Origin of the sequence: Pectobacterium peruviense (genome assembly GCF_002847345.1) — a bacterium.
Taxonomy (GTDB): Bacteria; Pseudomonadota; Gammaproteobacteria; order Enterobacterales; family Enterobacteriaceae; genus Pectobacterium; species Pectobacterium peruviense.
The window spans coordinates 48,305-63,980 of sequence record NZ_LXFV01000006.1 but is presented as its reverse complement, the minus strand read 5'-3'; the positions used below and the strand labels follow the sequence as shown (position 1 = coordinate 63,980).

The 15,676-nt window shown below is 52.7% G+C and carries 16 protein-coding genes; 11 read left to right on the top strand and 5 right to left on the bottom strand.

What is annotated here, in order from left to right:
• Positions 1-21 precede the first annotated feature (21 nt).
• Positions 22-630: an HD domain-containing protein gene (locus A0G03_RS05900; RefSeq protein ID WP_048258756.1), complete on the bottom strand. Its 609-nt coding sequence runs from the start codon at positions 628-630 to the stop codon at positions 22-24.
• 403 nt (positions 631-1,033) lie between these two features.
• Here A0G03_RS05900 and trhA point away from each other — a divergent pair, with 403 nt between their 5' ends.
• Positions 1,034-1,681 carry a PAQR family membrane homeostasis protein TrhA gene (trhA, locus tag A0G03_RS05895; protein ID WP_048258757.1) on the top strand — a complete coding sequence of 216 codons (648 nt, stop codon included), beginning with the start codon at positions 1,034-1,036 and terminating at the stop codon, positions 1,679-1,681.
• A 54-nt stretch (positions 1,682-1,735) separates the two neighbouring features.
• Here the strand turns inward: trhA and ygfZ are convergent, their stop codons facing one another.
• Positions 1,736-2,737, bottom strand: a complete 1,002-nt coding sequence (gene ygfZ / locus A0G03_RS05890; RefSeq protein WP_048258758.1) for a tRNA-modifying protein YgfZ — start codon at positions 2,735-2,737, stop codon at positions 1,736-1,738.
• A 235-nt stretch (positions 2,738-2,972) separates the two neighbouring features.
• Between ygfZ and sdhE the strand changes: the two genes are divergently transcribed.
• From sdhE to rlmF, 3 genes are all read left to right on the top strand, one after another.
• Positions 2,973-3,239, top strand: coding sequence for an FAD assembly factor SdhE (sdhE, locus tag A0G03_RS05885; RefSeq protein ID WP_039303362.1), 267 nt, complete (start codon positions 2,973-2,975; stop codon positions 3,237-3,239).
• Positions 3,220-3,633, top strand: coding sequence for a protein YgfX (locus A0G03_RS05880; RefSeq protein ID WP_072061993.1), 414 nt, complete (start codon positions 3,220-3,222; stop codon positions 3,631-3,633). The genes sdhE and A0G03_RS05880 overlap by 20 nt, the downstream gene beginning before the upstream one ends.
• Positions 3,634-3,871: 238 nt before the next feature.
• Positions 3,872-4,807, top strand: coding sequence for a 23S rRNA (adenine(1618)-N(6))-methyltransferase RlmF (gene rlmF / locus A0G03_RS05875; protein WP_048258760.1), 936 nt, complete (start codon positions 3,872-3,874; stop codon positions 4,805-4,807).
• A gap of 63 nt (positions 4,808-4,870) precedes the next feature.
• Here the strand turns inward: rlmF and A0G03_RS05870 are convergent, their stop codons facing one another.
• The 3 genes from A0G03_RS05870 to A0G03_RS05860 form a co-directional block, all read right to left on the bottom strand.
• Entirely contained in the window at positions 4,871-5,194 is a 324-nt protein-coding gene (locus tag A0G03_RS05870; RefSeq protein WP_048258761.1) for a hypothetical protein, read from the bottom strand.
• A gap of 28 nt (positions 5,195-5,222) precedes the next feature.
• Complete coding sequence (fldB, locus tag A0G03_RS05865; protein WP_048258762.1) at positions 5,223-5,741, bottom strand: flavodoxin FldB; 519 nt, start codon at positions 5,739-5,741, stop codon at positions 5,223-5,225.
• Positions 5,742-5,901: 160 nt separating this feature from the next.
• Positions 5,902-7,227: an MFS transporter gene (locus tag A0G03_RS05860; protein ID WP_048258763.1), complete on the bottom strand. Its 1,326-nt coding sequence runs from the start codon at positions 7,225-7,227 to the stop codon at positions 5,902-5,904.
• Between the two features lie 311 nt (positions 7,228-7,538).
• Here A0G03_RS05860 and xerD point away from each other — a divergent pair, with 311 nt between their 5' ends.
• From xerD to A0G03_RS05825, 7 genes are all read left to right on the top strand, one after another.
• On the top strand, positions 7,539-8,438 hold the full coding sequence (xerD, locus tag A0G03_RS05855) for a site-specific tyrosine recombinase XerD (RefSeq protein WP_048258764.1): 900 nt from the start codon (positions 7,539-7,541) through the stop codon (positions 8,436-8,438).
• 125 nt (positions 8,439-8,563) lie between these two features.
• On the top strand, positions 8,564-9,280 hold the full coding sequence (dsbC, locus tag A0G03_RS05850) for a bifunctional protein-disulfide isomerase/oxidoreductase DsbC (RefSeq protein WP_048258765.1): 717 nt from the start codon (positions 8,564-8,566) through the stop codon (positions 9,278-9,280).
• Between the two features lie 6 nt (positions 9,281-9,286).
• Entirely contained in the window at positions 9,287-11,032 is a 1,746-nt protein-coding gene (gene recJ / locus A0G03_RS05845) for a single-stranded-DNA-specific exonuclease RecJ (RefSeq protein WP_189315168.1), read from the top strand.
• A gap of 114 nt (positions 11,033-11,146) precedes the next feature.
• A protein-coding gene (prfB, locus tag A0G03_RS05840) for a peptide chain release factor 2 (protein ID WP_101749491.1) occupies positions 11,147-12,245 on the top strand; the annotation gives its coding sequence in 2 pieces (ribosomal slippage) (positions 11,147-11,221 and positions 11,223-12,245; 1,098 coding nt in all).
• 8 nt (positions 12,246-12,253) lie between these two features.
• Positions 12,254-13,771: a lysine--tRNA ligase gene (gene lysS / locus A0G03_RS05835; protein ID WP_048258768.1), complete on the top strand. Its 1,518-nt coding sequence runs from the start codon at positions 12,254-12,256 to the stop codon at positions 13,769-13,771.
• A 397-nt stretch (positions 13,772-14,168) separates the two neighbouring features.
• Positions 14,169-14,924: an AraC family transcriptional regulator gene (locus A0G03_RS05830; RefSeq protein ID WP_048258769.1), complete on the top strand. Its 756-nt coding sequence runs from the start codon at positions 14,169-14,171 to the stop codon at positions 14,922-14,924.
• Positions 14,925-14,986: 62 nt separating this feature from the next.
• Positions 14,987-15,670, top strand: coding sequence for a LysE family translocator (locus A0G03_RS05825; RefSeq protein ID WP_048258770.1), 684 nt, complete (start codon positions 14,987-14,989; stop codon positions 15,668-15,670).
• The last annotated feature ends 6 nt before the right edge of the window (positions 15,671-15,676 follow it).

Sequence of the window (15,676 nt, the reverse complement as noted above, 5' to 3'; positions counted from 1 at the left end):
GCGTCTATCGGGAAAACCGAATTATAGCAACCATCCCTTGGCTTTGGCGTCTTCCAGATGCTGCTTCATGTATTGCCATAGTTCCGGGTTGATCGTGGCGATGAACTCGGCGCGGTCAAGAACCTGTTCCAGACGGATGCCGTTTTCTACCCAGCTTTGGCCGCCGTTATACAGGTTCATTAGCATCGGCATAACGCGATCGAGCACCAGAGCGAACTGGGCGCTGGGGGTTTCATTCGCTTCGTACTCTTCCCACAGATCGTGGAATTGCTGACGCTGTGGTTCCGGCAGCAGGCCGAAAATGCGGGCCGCGGCAGCGACTTCCTGATCGTGAATCGCAAGACGCGCGGAAAGATCGTACACGATCACATCGCCCGCATCGATTTCGACGATATCGTGAATCAGCGCCATTTGGATCACGCGCTGAATATCCACACCTTCACCTGCGTAAGGCGCCAGCGCCATCGCAGCGACGGCAAAATGCCAGCTGTGCTCGGCAGAATCTTCGTGACGTTCGCTGCCAATAATCTTGGTGCGGCGCTGCACGCTTTTCAATTTATCGATTTCTATCAGAAAGCCGAAGACATCGGTCATGGAACCGAAATTCAGAATAGATGGGGAAGATGACATGAAAAGCTTACCTCTTGCAGTGAAAACGATGCAGTAAAAATCATGCACTGACAAATACAGAAAGGCGCTGTGAGCGTCTGAACCGGATAACCGTTAACGCGAATAACCGATAAGGACGACAGAGCCCTTCAAAAAACAGGAAGATATCGAAGTCGGACATTCTAGGGGATGTTGCCCGAGATTGACATGCATGATCGCACGTTAAGAGGGCGAAGAAGCCAAAAATAAGACGGGAATAATTATTTTAGCTTACACGTGTACACTGAAACTATTCTCAGTTAATCTGCTCAAAGGTTAAACACCTACGCCTACTTCGTTCTGTACAAGAACGGGAAAGGTGAGGTGGATGACGTCAGCGCACGACGCTGTTGAATGTGTATTGTTAATACTGCGGAACCTATTGATGTCAAAAAATGCACAGATGTCGGACTACTCGCTGGCAGAGGAAATTGCGAATAGCATAAGCCATGGAATTGGTGTGATTTTCGGTATTGTGGGTCTGGTTTTACTGCTGGTACAGGCGGTCAACAATGACGCTGGCAGCGTGGCGATTACCAGCTACAGCCTCTATGGCGGCAGCATTATCCTGCTGTTTTTAGCGTCGACGCTGTACCACGCGATTCCCTCGCCGCGCATCAAACCGTGGCTGAAAAAATTCGACCACTGCGCTATTTATCTATTGATTGCCGGAACCTATACGCCATTTTTGCTGGTCGGGCTGGATTCACCGCTGGCGCATGGTTTGATGGTTGTCATCTGGAGCATGGCGCTGTTGGGCGTGATCTTCAAGCTGGCGTTTGCCCACCGTTTTGAAGTGCTGTCGTTGATTACCTACCTGGGCATGGGCTGGCTGTCGCTGGTGGTGATTTATCAGATGGTGATGAAGCTGTCGGCGGGGAGTGTAACGCTGCTGGCTGTGGGCGGCGTGGTGTATACGCTGGGGGTGATTTTCTACGCCAGCAAGCGCATTCCCTATAATCACGCGATTTGGCACGGATTTGTTTTAGGCGGCAGCGTTTGCCACTTTCTGGCGATTTATCTTTATATTTAAGTTCGTATAAAACGCATGAGCCTAACTGGCTCATGCGTGATGTTACTCGTCGGATTAATCCGTTATTTCATACGGCAGAGGTTGAACCGTGAGTTGGCTTTCGGCATCGTCACGTACGCGCAGGATATTCTCTGCGTTCAGATCGTTATTCAACACCGCCTGCACCCACACGTCACCGTTCTGCAATTGGCTGGCTGCCAATACTGTCCCGGTACGACGCCAGTTCTCGCCAAGTTGCAATTCGAGATCGTCCCCAGCCTGAGGCACCCGGTTTGCTTTACCCGCCAGCCAGTAGAGCGCACGCTTATTCGCCCCGCGATATTTTGCCCGAGCGACCATTTCCTGACCGGTATAGCACCCTTTGCTGAAGCTAATCCCATTTAATGCCTGTAAATTAGTCGCTTGCGGGATGAACTGCGCACTGTTTGCGCTGTCAATGATGGGCTGACCTGCTTCAATATCTAGCGTCAGCCACTGACGGCTGTCATTTAAACTGACTTTATCGCCGAGCTGTTCAAGCAGCGAAGCGCTCTGCTCAGTAGACAGCACCATCAGGAAACGTTCTGCAGGATGGGTGAAATGCAGTAAGGTTGCGCCTTCGTGCTGAACGACAGGGTGCTCGGCATCTGGAAGTTGGCTAAATACAGAGGCCAGCAACTCGCGGATACCTGCACCCGCGGCGCCCAGCAGGATAGCGTTATCGTCTGGCGCGATGGTCGTTTTCGAGAAAACGGCGTATTTTTTCAGTTCGCTAAGTTGGGCGTCGCGTAGATTACTGCGCTCAATGAAAGCAAAGCCTTCGCCGTGATGAAACAGACGCAGGTTGCTCCACATTTTCCCTTTCGCGTCGCAGTGGGCGCAAAGGATGTGCCCATTGTCAGGCAGCGCCCCGACATCGGCGGTGACCTGCCCTTGAAGATACTTGACGGTATCCGGCCCGACCAGCGTGGACAGTGCCCAGTCATCCAGTGAGATGAGCGTGGCGGCCAGTTGGGCGGAAGCAAATGGGAGCTGTGAGGCAAACGGAAGTTGATGAGCCGTATGTTGGTTAACCATATAGTACAATCCTGCGCTAAGGGCGATACCCGAATGGCCTAATGGTAAAAGAGCGCTCAGGGTTTGCAAGTGGTTATTCACGCAGCGTTATGGCATAGCACATCTTGATGCTGATGAGCGCACTTGGCGCAGTGCATGCGGGTAAACTATGTCAAAATGTTACTATTAGTTGATGCCCGCTACCGGAATCAGAGTACACTAGCGGCAAGCAGCGATAACAAGGTGGACATGAAATATGGAAATCGATAATAAATCACGCATTCATTGGGCATGCCGCCGTGGTATGCGTGAACTGGATATCGCGATCATGCCGTTTTTTGAGCATGACTATGACACACTTAATGACAGTGATAAGCGCACGTTTGTACGCCTGTTACAAAGCGACGATCCTGATTTATTCAACTGGCTGATGAACCACGGTGAACCGAAGGACGGAGAGTTGAAACGCATGATTTCCCTTATTCAGACGCGAAATAAAGATCGTGGCCCAGTGGCAATGTGACCTTCGCGTTTCCTGGCGCATGCAACTGCTGTCACTGGTTGTGCATGGCCTATTAGTGTTGCTCATTCTGCTGGCACCGTGGCCGGACGGCTATGCATGGCTATGGCTATGCCTGGTCACGATGGTTATGTTCGGTTTTATTCGTAGCCAAAGGAATATCAAATCCCGACAGGGGGAAATCGTTTTGCTTAGCGAAACGACCCTGAACTGGCGGCAGAAGGAATGGCAGATCGTCAAAAGACCGTGGCTTTTGAAAAATGGCGTGTTGTTGGCGTTGCAATCGGTTAACGATAAAGAAAAACAACAGCTGTGGCTGGCATCAGACAGTATGGGCGATGAAGAGTGGCGCCATCTGCGTCAGCTTCTTTTGCAGCAGAAGCACTGGGCGAGATAACGACGCATTTTTACGCGGTGTATCGCGCCTCGTGTGTAGAAAAATCACCACGATGATTTACGGAAATAATCGCAGCAGGTATCTTACGCCGCTTCGTGAGGATAGGATATCGGCTGTTCCCGTCAGGGGAATGTCGGCTTTCCTTTCTCTTTTTCCCTGTTTGAACCTGAGTTTATTCGGTCACCGCTTGGCCGTGCCTTACAATCTGTAGGGTATAACAATCTATTGGGTATAACTGATGACTAAGCCCGCAGTGCAAAAAAATGGTCTGCATCCTCGTAATCGCCATCGCGACCGTTATGATTTTCCCTCGCTCAAGCAGAGCTATCCTGCTCTGATCCCGTTTGTGAAGGTGAATGCCTACGGTGATGAGTCAGTGGACTTTGCCAATCCCGAGGCGGTGAAAACGCTGAATCAGGCGTTGTTGTTGCATTTTTATCAGATTGAGCACTGGACGATTCCAGACGGCTTTCTGTGCCCACCGATCCCCGGTCGCGCTGACTATGTCCACCATCTTGCTGATTTACTGGCGGAAGATAACCGTTCGGTGGTGCCGCGTGATGCATCCGTGCTGGATGTCGGCTGCGGTGCTAACTGTGTTTACCCGCTGATTGGGTTCCGTGAATATGGCTGGCGCTTTACTGGCAGCGAGATTAATCCGCTGGCGATGAAAGCGGCCAATGAGACGATTGAGGCGAACGCTGGCTTGAATCGATCGATTCGCCTGCGCCGTCAGAAAAACAGCAAAGCGATATTGGCAGGCATTATTCACAAGAACGACACGTTTGATGCCGTCATGTGTAATCCTCCGTTCCATGCCTCCGCTGAGGATGCCCGCGAGGGATCGCAGCGCAAGTTGCATAATCTGGGTCTGGATAAACGTTCACCGCTGAATTTTGGCGGGCAGCAGGATGAACTGTGGTGTGAGGGGGGCGAGTTAGCCTTCATTGGTCAAATGATCAAAGAGAGCGCCGGTTTTGCCCGTCAGTGTTTGTGGTTTACTTCACTGGTGTCGCGGAAAGAGAACTTGCCGGAGATTTATCGTGCGCTGGAAGCGGTTGAGGTGGAAAAGGTCAGAACGATAGATATGGCGCAAGGCCAGAAGCAAAGCCGCTTTGTTGCGTGGAGCTTTATGGATACCGCCGCGCGGAACCGCTGGTTACAAAAGCGCTAAGCGACTTCAGGCTTTACGGATATCAATATTCGCGGATACGTCACAGAGGTATCCGCGAACGTTTTACTCAACGCTAACGGTATCTGGTTCCTGTTTGACCACCTTCAACGACGTACCCTGAATCGCCATAAACACTGCTTCCCGCCTTGTCAGATAGCCTTTGACGGGATGTGGCTTAATTGCGCCAGTCAGCGAGGTATCGGTGATGATGCCGCAGCCTGTTGCGTGCGCGATTTGCTGTGCCGTCTCATCAAACCTTGAGAAATCGATATCGTAATATTGCGGCACATCGCATTTCCCGCCCAGATTTTTGGCGTATTCCTCTGTGCCCGTTTGCGCACAGCCTGCGAGCAATAATCCTGCGGCTGCGATGAGTAACATCTTCATCGTGTTTACTCCTGTTGACGCGTACCGTTTACAGCAGTGACGCCATCTCTTGCAGAATCTGTTCGCACCACTGTTCCAGCCGTTCATCGCTGAGATCGTATTGATTCACTTCGTCCAGCGCTAGCCCTACAAAATGTTTGCCGTCAGCAGCCAGCGGTTTTGGGCTGGTGAAGTCGTAGCCATCGATTGGCCAGTACCCAATAAATGTGACACCTAACGGCAGCAGTTGTTCATGCAGCATGCCCAGCGCATCAAGGAACCATTCGCTGTAGCCAAGCTGGTCGCCCATACCGTAAAGCGCTATCACTTTTCCTTTGAGGTTCAGCGTCGCTAATTGGCCCCAAATGTTTTCCCAGTCTTCCTGAATCTCACCGAAATCCCAGGTTGGGATGCCGAGAATCAGCGTACTGTAGTCTTCCATACGTTGAGGTTCGACATCCTTAACGTTGTGCAGATCCACCAATTCTTCACCCAGAATGTCGCGAATTCTTTCCGCAGCCATTTCGGTGTAACAGGTGCTTGAGCCGTAAAACAGACCGATTTTCATATTCAGTTCTTTATAAACAATTTCTATCAAGAAGGGCGCTTTCGCTTTAGGTCACAGAGAAGCGTGACGGGCGAATGATGCCGCCGGATGTCGGTATTCTAAAAGGAGAACAGGCGTAAGGAAAGGTGCAGTGAGGGCCGTAGCCCTCACGGAAGGGAAATTATCCCAGAGACTGGTGACGCGTTTCTTTAGTTAACAGCAGCGCAATCAGCGTCAGTGACGCCATGGCTGCCAGATAAACGCCGACATAGAACAGGCCGTAGTTGGCTGTCAGCCACGCGGCGATATACGGTGCAACCGATGCGCCGAGAATCGACGAGACGTTATAGGAGAATGACGCGCCGGTGTAACGGACTTCCGTCGGGAACAACTCCGGCAGCAGGGCACCCATCGGGCCGAACGTCAGCCCCATGATGCTCAGACCCAACACCAGGAAGCCCATCACCAGCGCCTGATTGCCTGAACCGAGCATATAAGGGAACAGCATGGCGAAGACGATCATGAGGCAGGTAATGGTAATCATGGTCTTACGGCGGCCAAAGGCATCCGCCAGATAGCCTGCGACTGGCACCATCAGACCAAAGCCGATCACCGCGATCATCAGCATCAACAGGAAACTGTTACGTGAGAAACCCAGTCCCTTAGGTGCTGGCGTCGTACCGTACGTCATGGAGTACACGGTCATGATATAGAACAGCGTGTAGGTCGCCAGCATGATGAAGGTGCCGAGAATCGTGACTTTCATATGCTTGCTGAGCAGCGTGCCCAGCGGCATACGTACCTGCTTACCGGCTTTGACCGCTTTGGTAAAGACGGGAGCTTCATGCAGTGATATGCGGACATACAGGCCAACCAACACCAGCACGGCAGACGCAACGAACGGCACACGCCAGCCCCAGCTCATGAACTGTTCTTCCGTCAACAGCCAGGACAACAGCAGGAAGGTGCCGTTAGCGAAGAAGAAGCCAATCGGTGCGCCAAGCTGGGGGAACGACCCATAGAGTGCACGTTTATTGGACGGGGCATTTTCGGTCGCCAGCAGCGCCGCGCCACCCCATTCACCGCCAAGACCCAAGCCCTGACCGAAGCGAGCGATGGCCAACAGAATCGGTGCAAAAATACCGATGGTTTCGTAGGTGGGTAACAGTCCGATCAGAACGGTCGAAATACCCATTGTCAGTAGAGACGCGACCAGCGTGACTTTACGTCCGACGCGATCGCCAAAGTGACCGAATACCGCCGAGCCAATAGGACGAGCCACAAAGGCAATCGCAAAGGTTGCCAGCGACTGTAGCGTGGCGGCAGTCGGATCGCCCTGTGGGAAGAAAATGTGCGGGAAAATCAGCACCGCAGCGGTGGCGTAGATATAAAAATCGAAAAATTCGATAGCGGTGCCAATGAGTGACGCAACAATCACTTTATTGCGTGAATTTACGGGTGGTGCTTCCGCTTCGGCATCGAGAGTGGGGGTGATGGTGGCTTGCATAATGTTTCTTTATTTTAACAACACGAACAGCCATTCTACGCATAGAAAAATCGGCTTTTCAACGTTGATTAAGTAAGGTCAATACCAGTAGACATGCGGCTTCAAGGAGCCTGTTCCGATATATTGACGATACATAAAATATAATGTGCCTTGGCCTTATTTTTGCCGGAGAATGTTATGGTGATGTTGAGGTTCACGGAATATGTGAGATCGCACACAATTCCGTTTGCGAGAGAATACCGCCTTGATGAAGGTGTAAAGTCGTCGCTTCATCGGCATAATATTGCCAATAAGTGAAGAGGGACACGGCGATGCAAGAACACGATCAGGCACTCATCGAACAGTTTCTCGATGCGCTGTGGCTGGAAAGAAATCTGGCCGAGAATACGCTGGCGTCTTATCGCTTGGATTTGCGTTCGCTTGCTGAGTGGCTTGCGCACCATGATAACGCTTTGCTTCAGGCGCAGGCGCTCGACCTTCAGGCGTTCCTCGCCGATAGGATCGAGGGAGGCTATAAAGCGACGAGTTCGGCTCGTTTGCTGAGCGCGATGCGTCGCTTCTTCCAGTACCTTTATCGAGAAAAACAGCGTAGCGACGATCCGAGTGCCGTGCTGTCGTCTCCGAAACTGCCGCAGCGTCTACCCAAAGATTTGAGCGAGGCGCAGGTTGGTGCGTTACTCGATGCCCCGAGCATTGAACAACCGCTGGAATTACGCGATAAGGCCATGCTTGAGGTATTGTATGCGACGGGGCTGCGCGTTTCCGAACTGGTTGGTTTGACGATGAGTGATGTCAGCCTGCGGCAAGGCGTGGTACGCGTGCTGGGTAAAGGCAATAAAGAACGGCTGGTGCCGCTGGGTGAAGAGGCGGTGTATTGGATCGAGTATTATCTGGAGCACGGTCGTCCGTGGTTATTAAACGGGCAGACGCTGGATGTGCTGTTTCCCAGCAATCGCGCACGGCAAATGACGCGCCAGACGTTCTGGCATCGCATCAAGCATTATGCGGTGCAGGCGTCGATCGACAGCGAAAAGCTCTCGCCGCACGTTTTGCGTCACGCGTTTGCTACCCATTTATTGAACCACGGCGCGGATTTACGGGTCGTACAGATGCTCTTAGGGCACAGCGATCTTTCCACGACGCAGATTTACACCCATGTGGCGACGGAACGGCTGAAGCAGCTCCATCAGCAGCACCATCCGCGCGCATAGCATAGAGTAAATAGACAGAGTAACAGGATGTTATCTGACTGGCGGGGCCTCTCGCCAACCACCTTAGCGTATTGCTACGAGCGACGTATTCACCATGACGTTGCGACACAAACAGGATTGATGAAATGAAAAAAGGGTTATTACTGCTTTCTTTGCTGGTGGCGACGGCGACCAATTTTGCCCACGCCGACGATGCCGCAATCAAGCAGACGCTGACGCGTCTGGACATGCAAGGTGCGGAAATACTGCCTTCGCCGATGGCTGGCATGAAAACTGTCATTACCGAGAGCGGCGTGCTGTACATCAGCGAAGACGGCAAGCATTTGCTGCAAGGCCCGCTTTATGATGTGAGCGGCACGATGCCGGTCAACACCACCAATAAAATCCTGATCGGCAAGCTGGATGCGCTGCAGGAACAAATGATCGTTTATAAAGCCGCGCAGGAAAAACACGTGATTACCGTTTTCACCGACATCACCTGCGGCTATTGCCACAAACTGCATGAGCAGATGAAAGATTACAACGCGCTGGGCATTACCGTGCGCTATCTGGCCTTCCCGCGTCAGGGCATGAAATCGCAGGCAGCGAAAGATATGCAGTCCATCTGGTGCGTGGCCGATCGCAATAAAGCGTTTGATAACGCGATGAAGAGCGAAGCGATCTCGCCAGCAACATGCAAAACCGATATCGCTGCGCATTACCAACTGGGCATCCAGTTTGGCGTGCAGGGGACTCCCGCTATCGTGCTGCAAGACGGCATGGTTGTCCCTGGATATCAAGGGCCGAAAGAGATGCTGGCCATGCTGGAAGCACACAAAGCCTCGAAGAAAACTGGCGGTTGATGCTACGTGGATATGATTACCCAACTCCGTCGGCGTCCGCTGGCGGAAGACATTGATTTACCTGACTCCGTTCCGCCTTTGTTGCGCCGTCTTTATGCGCAGCGCGGCGTTAAAGGGGCTCAGGAGCTGGAACGTGGCCTGAGTGGTTTACTCAATTACCGTTTGTTAAGCGGCATTGATAAAGCGATCGACCTGTTGCAACTGGCGCTAGCCGAGAAGCGCTGCATCGTGATTGTGGGCGACTTTGATGCCGATGGTGCCACCAGCACCACGCTTGCCGTACTGGCGCTGCGCAGCATGGGCGGCGCAAACGTAAAATATCTGGTGCCGAACCGTTTTGAAGATGGCTACGGGCTAAGCCCGGCCGTGGTGGCGCAAGCTGCCGCGCTGGGGGCTGAGGTGATTGTTACCGTTGATAACGGAATATCTTCTCATGCGGGCGTCGAAGATGCGCATCGTCGCGGTATCACAGTGCTGGTGACCGATCACCACCTACCGGGCGAAACCTTGCCTGACGCCGATGCCATGATTAACCCTAATTTGCCTGACTGTCAGTTTCCCTCCAAAGCGCTTGCAGGCGTGGGCGTCGCGTTTTACTTGATGATGGCGCTGTTTGTGCGCCTGCGCGATAGCGATTGGTTTACGCAACAGGGTCTGGCGAAGCCGAATCTCGCCGAATTACTGGATCTGGTCGCGCTGGGCACGGTGGCGGATGTTGTTCCGCTGGATGCCAACAACCGGATTTTAGTGGCGCAGGGGCTGAATCGTATTCGTGCCGGCGAGTGTCGACCGGGCATTCGAGCGCTGCTGGAAGTGGCGAACCGCGATGCCAGCCAACTGGTCGCCAGCGATTTAGGCTTTGCCATCGGGCCACGGCTCAATGCGGCCGGGCGGCTGGATGACATGACGGTCGGGGTCGAACTGTTATTGAGTAACGACATTACTCAGGCGCGCATGTTGGCTAACGATTTAGATGCGTTGAATCAGGATCGACGAGAGATCGAACAAGGAATGCAGGTCGAAGCCTTGCGCCTGTGCGAATCGCTGGAGCGTACACGCACCGAATTGCCTTACGGTCTGGCGATGTATCATCCTGAGTGGCATCAGGGCGTTGTGGGCATTTTGGCCTCGCGCATTAAAGAGCGTTTTCATCGTCCGGTGATTGCCTTTGCGCCTGCCGGTGACGGCATACTGAAAGGATCGGGACGCTCCATTGCAGGTCTGCATCTGCGTGATGCGCTGGAAAGATTGGATACGCTGTATCCCGGCATGATGGATAAGTTTGGTGGACATGCAATGGCCGCAGGGCTATCGCTGCATGAAGATCGATTTGAGGATTTCCGCCAGCGCTTTGGCGAACTGGTTGGTGAGTGGCTCGATCCGTCTCATCTTGAAGGCGTCGTCTGGTCTGATGGCGAATTGGCTCTGCCGGAGCTGAATTTGCTCTCAACGGCAGAAATGCTGCGCTACGCCGGTCCATGGGGGCAAGCGTTCCCTGAACCCACATTCGATGGCTGCTTCCGCATTCTTCAACCTCGCCTACTCAAAGAACGTCATTTGAAAGCGATGTTTGAGCCGATCGGTGCAACAGGAGCCGTGCCACTGTTAGATGGCATCGCGTTTAATGTTGATACGACCGTTTGGCCGGATCCGAGCATTAAAGAAGTGGAAATGGTGTACCAGCTGGATATTAACGAGTTTCGCGGTAAACGCTCGGTGCAGTTGCTGATTCAACATCTGTGGCCGCGTTAACTTTGCGAACCGAATAGGGTGGGCGGAAAGTCTATAAAATGCGCCTTTTATCCGCTAGAATGGCGGGTTACATCATTCCGTTGTCAACGACTTAACGTAAGAATATAAAAAATCATGTTTGAAATTAATCCGGTAAAAAACCGCATCCAGGATCTGGCTGAACGTAGCGCCGTTCTTCGGGGGTATCTTTGACTATGATGCCAAGAAAGAGCGCCTCGAAGAAGTAAACGCCGAACTGGAGCAGCCAGATGTCTGGAATGAGCCTGAACGTGCTCAGGCATTGGGAAAAGAACGCTCCTCGCTGGAAGCTATCGTCGACACCATCGATCAACTGGCTCAGGGTCTGGAAGATGTGACCGGTCTGCTTGAGCTCGCGGTGGAAGAAGACGACGAAGACACCTTTAATGAAACCTCAGTAGAACTGGATGTGCTGGAAAATAAATTAGGCCAGCTCGAATTCCGTCGCATGTTCTCTGGTGAGTACGACAGCGCGGATTGCTATCTGGATATTCAGGCGGGATCTGGCGGTACGGAAGCGCAGGACTGGGCCAGCATGCTGGTGCGTATGTACCTGCGTTGGGCTGAAGCCAAAGGGTTTAAAACCGAAATTATTGAAGAGTCAGACGGTGACGTGGCCGGTACGAAATCCGCCACCATCAAGATCATCGGTGACTATGCGTTTGGCTGGCTGCGTACGGAAACCGGCGTACACCGCCTCGTGCGTAAGAGCCCATTCGATTCCGGCGGTCGCCGTCATACCTCATTCAGCTCCGCGTTTGTCTACCCGGAAGTGGATGACGATATTGATATCGAAATCAATCCAGCCGATCTGCGTATTGACGTTTATCGCGCATCCGGTGCGGGTGGTCAGCACGTTAACCGGACAGAATCTGCGGTGCGTATTACCCACCTTCCGACCAACATTGTCACACAGTGTCAGAATGACCGTTCCCAGCATAAAAACAAAGATCAGGCGATGAAACAGCTGAAAGCCAAGCTGTACGAGTTTGAGATGCAAAAGAAAAATGCTGAGAAACAGGTGATGGAAGACAACAAGTCTGACATCGGCTGGGGTAGTCAGATTCGTTCCTATGTTCTGGATGATTCGCGCATCAAAGACTTACGTACCGGAGTGGAAACACGTAACACTCAGGCCGTACTTGATGGCGATCTGGACAAATTTATTGAAGCAAGTTTAAAAGCGGGGTTATAAGAATTCGCATGGCTGAATCACAATCACAGGGTGCCGATCAGGCGCAAGATCTGAATAATGAATTAAAAACGCGTCGTGAAAAGCTGGTGACGCTGCGTGAAAACGGGATCGCATTCCCGAATGATTTCCGCCGTGACAGCATCTCCGATCACTTGCACGCTGAGTTCGATGCCAAAGAGAACGAAGAGCTGGAAGAACTGGGTATCGAAGTGACCGTTGCGGGCCGTATGATGACCCGTCGCATCATGGGTAAAGCCTCTTTCGTGACCTTGCAGGACGTCGGTGGCCGCATTCAGCTGTATGTTTCCCGCGACGATCTGGCGGAAGGCATCTATAACGAGCAGTTCAAGAAATGGGATCTGGGCGATATCCTGGGTGCGCGTGGCAAGCTGTTCAAAACCAAAACGGGCGAGCTGTCCATCCACTGTACCGAACTGCGTCTGCTGACCAAAGCGCTGCGTCCGCTGCCGGATAAATTCCACGGTCTGGCCGATCAGGAAACCCGCTATCGTCAGCGTTATCTGGATCTGATCGCTAACGACGAATCCCGCAATACCTTCCGCATCCGTTCTAACGTGATGGCAGCCATTCGCCGCTTCATGGTGGATAACGGCTTTATGGAAGTGGAAACGCCGATGATGCAGGTGATTCCCGGCGGCGCGTCTGCCCGTCCGTTCATCACGCACCATAACGCGCTGGACATCGACATGTACCTGCGTATTGCACCGGAACTGTACCTGAAGCGTCTGGTTGTCGGTGGTTTTGAGCGCGTGTTCGAGATTAACCGTAACTTCCGTAACGAAGGTGTTTCCCCACGTCACAACCCTGAATTCACAATGATGGAACTTTATATGGCGTATGCCGATTATAAAGACCTGATTGTGTTGACGGAAAACCTGTTCCGTACGCTGACGCAGGACGTGCTGGGCTCGACGACGGTGGTGTACGGCGATCAGACGTTCGATTTCGGTAAGCCGTTCGATAAGCTGACGATGCGCGAAGCGATCTGCAAATATCGCCCTGAAACCAACGTTGCCGATCTGGACGATCTGGAGAAAGCGACCGCGATCGCACTGTCTCTGGGCATCAAGATCGAGAAAAGCTGGGGCTTGGGCCGTATCGTTACCGAGATCTTCGAAGAGACGGCAGAAAGCAGCCTGATCCAGCCGACCTTCATCACCGAATATCCGGCTGAAGTGTCGCCGCTGGCGCGTCGTAACGATCAGAATCCGGAAATCACCGATCGCTTTGAGTTCTTCATCGGCGGTCGTGAAATTGGTAACGGCTTCTCCGAGCTGAATGATGCCGAAGATCAGGCTGAGCGTTTTGCGCAGCAGGTCAACGCTAAAGATGCGGGCGATGACGAAGCGATGTTCTACGACGAAGACTACGTGACGGCGCTGGAGCACGGTCTGCCGCCGACAGCGGGTCTGGGTATTGGTATCGACCGTATGGTGATGTTGTTCACGAACAGCCACACCATCCGCGACGTCATCCTGTTCCCAGCGATGCGTCCACAGAAGTAAGCTCGTTTTAGCTGAGCCCTCTAAACCGGTGCAATTGCACCGGTTTTTTATTATTGGCAAAGGCCGCCGAGCGGTAGTAACGGATAGATCATAAAAACGCTGTAAACACATCCCTGTGCGCTCGGCTTGCGCAGATATGAATCTCATCCCTGAGATTCACCCTTTTAGGGCCGTCGCTAGCGACGTTCAAAAACGTTCCTGACGTTTTTGTCCATGGCGCAAACGCTTTACTCTTCTATTCCGTTACTCCCGTTTTTTTTTCGGCGAATGGGCTTATCACACTATCTGGCACGACATAACCACGTTTTGTCTCTGCATTCTTGTCGTCATTCTGTGATTGTTGCCCGACGGGGGAAGATGCTATTTTCAGGCATTCATTCACTGTCGGAACGCCCTCATGATGACTTACCGCGATGCCTGGTTTGAGCTGGCGCTGTTAACCAACGGCCGCAGCTTTCCACGTCATATGCACGATGAGTTCGTCATCAGCGCTAATCTCAGCGGATTGGAAACGGTCTGGCTTGATGGAGAGACCTTTGTTGCCACCAACGATATGGTGACGACCTACAATCCTAATCAGCTACAGGGCAGCGATAATGCGTTTGACCGCTGGCAGTGCGCATCGCTGTACGTTCACCCGCAGGCATTCGAGCATTATTTCCATCAAACGTTTCTATTCTCACAGGGCTGGAATCCTTCAGCGCAATTGGCGTCCGAGCTAAAACAGCTCGTTACCTCTGATTTGGACGACAACTCCCGTCAGGAGCGCATTATTCTGCTGCTGGCAGGATTGATGGAAGGTCAGCACCGAATGCTGCCTCAAAGCCAAGTCAAAGAGGCTGAGCGGATCACGCGGATCAAAGAGGGGCTGCTGAACGATCTCAGCGATGTCCCCACGCTTGATCAGTTGGCGCAGCAGGAAAGTCTGTCGGTTGCACATCTGGTACGTTCATTTAATCAGGCGGTTGGCTTGCCACCGCTGGCGTGGCTAATGCAACGGCGTATGTGTAAAGCGCGAGAACTGCTGCGGCAGGGCACCGCGATTAGCCAAGTCGCAGGTGATGTCGGGTTTGCCGATCAAGCGCATTTCACCAAAGCCTTCAACCGTTACAACGCCATGACACCAGGGCAGTTCCGCCGTATCAATTTTTGACAATACAGTGTTTCCCTTGAGCTCTACACTCGCCTTATTGCTTAACGCTCGAAGGGAATATCATGCTGTTAGTTGTCTTCACGGGGATATTGCTATCCCTGTCGTTGTGTCTCGATCTGGGGATGGTCAATACCGCGATTATTAACCGTGGGCTGCGGCACGGGGCGCGTTCGGCGTTTTATATCGGGCTGGGTTCCTGTTTCGGCGATCTGTTTTATGCCACGTTGTCGGTGCTAGGGCTGGCGGTGGTGTTTAATCTAACACCGGTGCGCTGGGTGCTATGGATTGGCGGCGGGCTGATTCTGATCTGGATGACGATCAGCATGGCGCGTGCGGCATGGCGTGACTATCAGGTTAAACGCTTTGCCGATCTGTCTGCGACAGCGAATACGGTGGATTCCGCTACACCACCTGCCCGGTACACTGAATTTTTCAGCGGCGTCGGCATGGCATTGGCGTCACCGACGGCGCTACTGTGGTTTGCGGCGATTGGCGGCACCATTATTGCGCAGTCTACGGATGGTTCTGCTTTCATGATCAGCCTGTTTCTGCTGGGTTTTTTCGTCGGCGGCGTACTGTGGACGTTCTTCCTCGCGGCGTTGGTGAAGTACGGTCAGCGGTTGCTGAAAGAACGCATCTCATTTTACTGCAGCCTGATCTCCGCGCTGTTATTTGCCTACTTTGCCTGGCACGTCATTTCCAATGGCTATGAGACGTTGTTCCTACCGCTATCCACGGCTGCATGACCGGTC

Coding starts and splice junctions, on each gene's coding strand:
- A0G03_RS05900 (WP_048258756.1), bottom strand. CDS start 630: ATGTCATCTTCCCCATCTATTCTGAATTTCGGTTCCATGACCGATGTC.
- trhA (WP_048258757.1), top strand. CDS start 1,034: ATGTCAAAAAATGCACAGATGTCGGACTACTCGCTGGCAGAGGAAATT.
- ygfZ (WP_048258758.1), bottom strand. CDS start 2,737: ATGGTTAACCAACATACGGCTCATCAACTTCCGTTTGCCTCACAGCTC.
- sdhE (WP_039303362.1), top strand. CDS start 2,973: ATGGAAATCGATAATAAATCACGCATTCATTGGGCATGCCGCCGTGGT.
- rlmF (WP_048258760.1), top strand. CDS start 3,872: ATGACTAAGCCCGCAGTGCAAAAAAATGGTCTGCATCCTCGTAATCGC.
- A0G03_RS05870 (WP_048258761.1), bottom strand. CDS start 5,194: ATGAAGATGTTACTCATCGCAGCCGCAGGATTATTGCTCGCAGGCTGT.
- fldB (WP_048258762.1), bottom strand. CDS start 5,741: ATGAAAATCGGTCTGTTTTACGGCTCAAGCACCTGTTACACCGAAATG.
- A0G03_RS05860 (WP_048258763.1), bottom strand. CDS start 7,227: ATGCAAGCCACCATCACCCCCACTCTCGATGCCGAAGCGGAAGCACCA.
- xerD (WP_048258764.1), top strand. CDS start 7,539: ATGCAAGAACACGATCAGGCACTCATCGAACAGTTTCTCGATGCGCTG.
- dsbC (WP_048258765.1), top strand. CDS start 8,564: ATGAAAAAAGGGTTATTACTGCTTTCTTTGCTGGTGGCGACGGCGACC.
- lysS (WP_048258768.1), top strand. CDS start 12,254: ATGGCTGAATCACAATCACAGGGTGCCGATCAGGCGCAAGATCTGAAT.
- A0G03_RS05830 (WP_048258769.1), top strand. CDS start 14,169: ATGATGACTTACCGCGATGCCTGGTTTGAGCTGGCGCTGTTAACCAAC.
- A0G03_RS05825 (WP_048258770.1), top strand. CDS start 14,987: ATGCTGTTAGTTGTCTTCACGGGGATATTGCTATCCCTGTCGTTGTGT.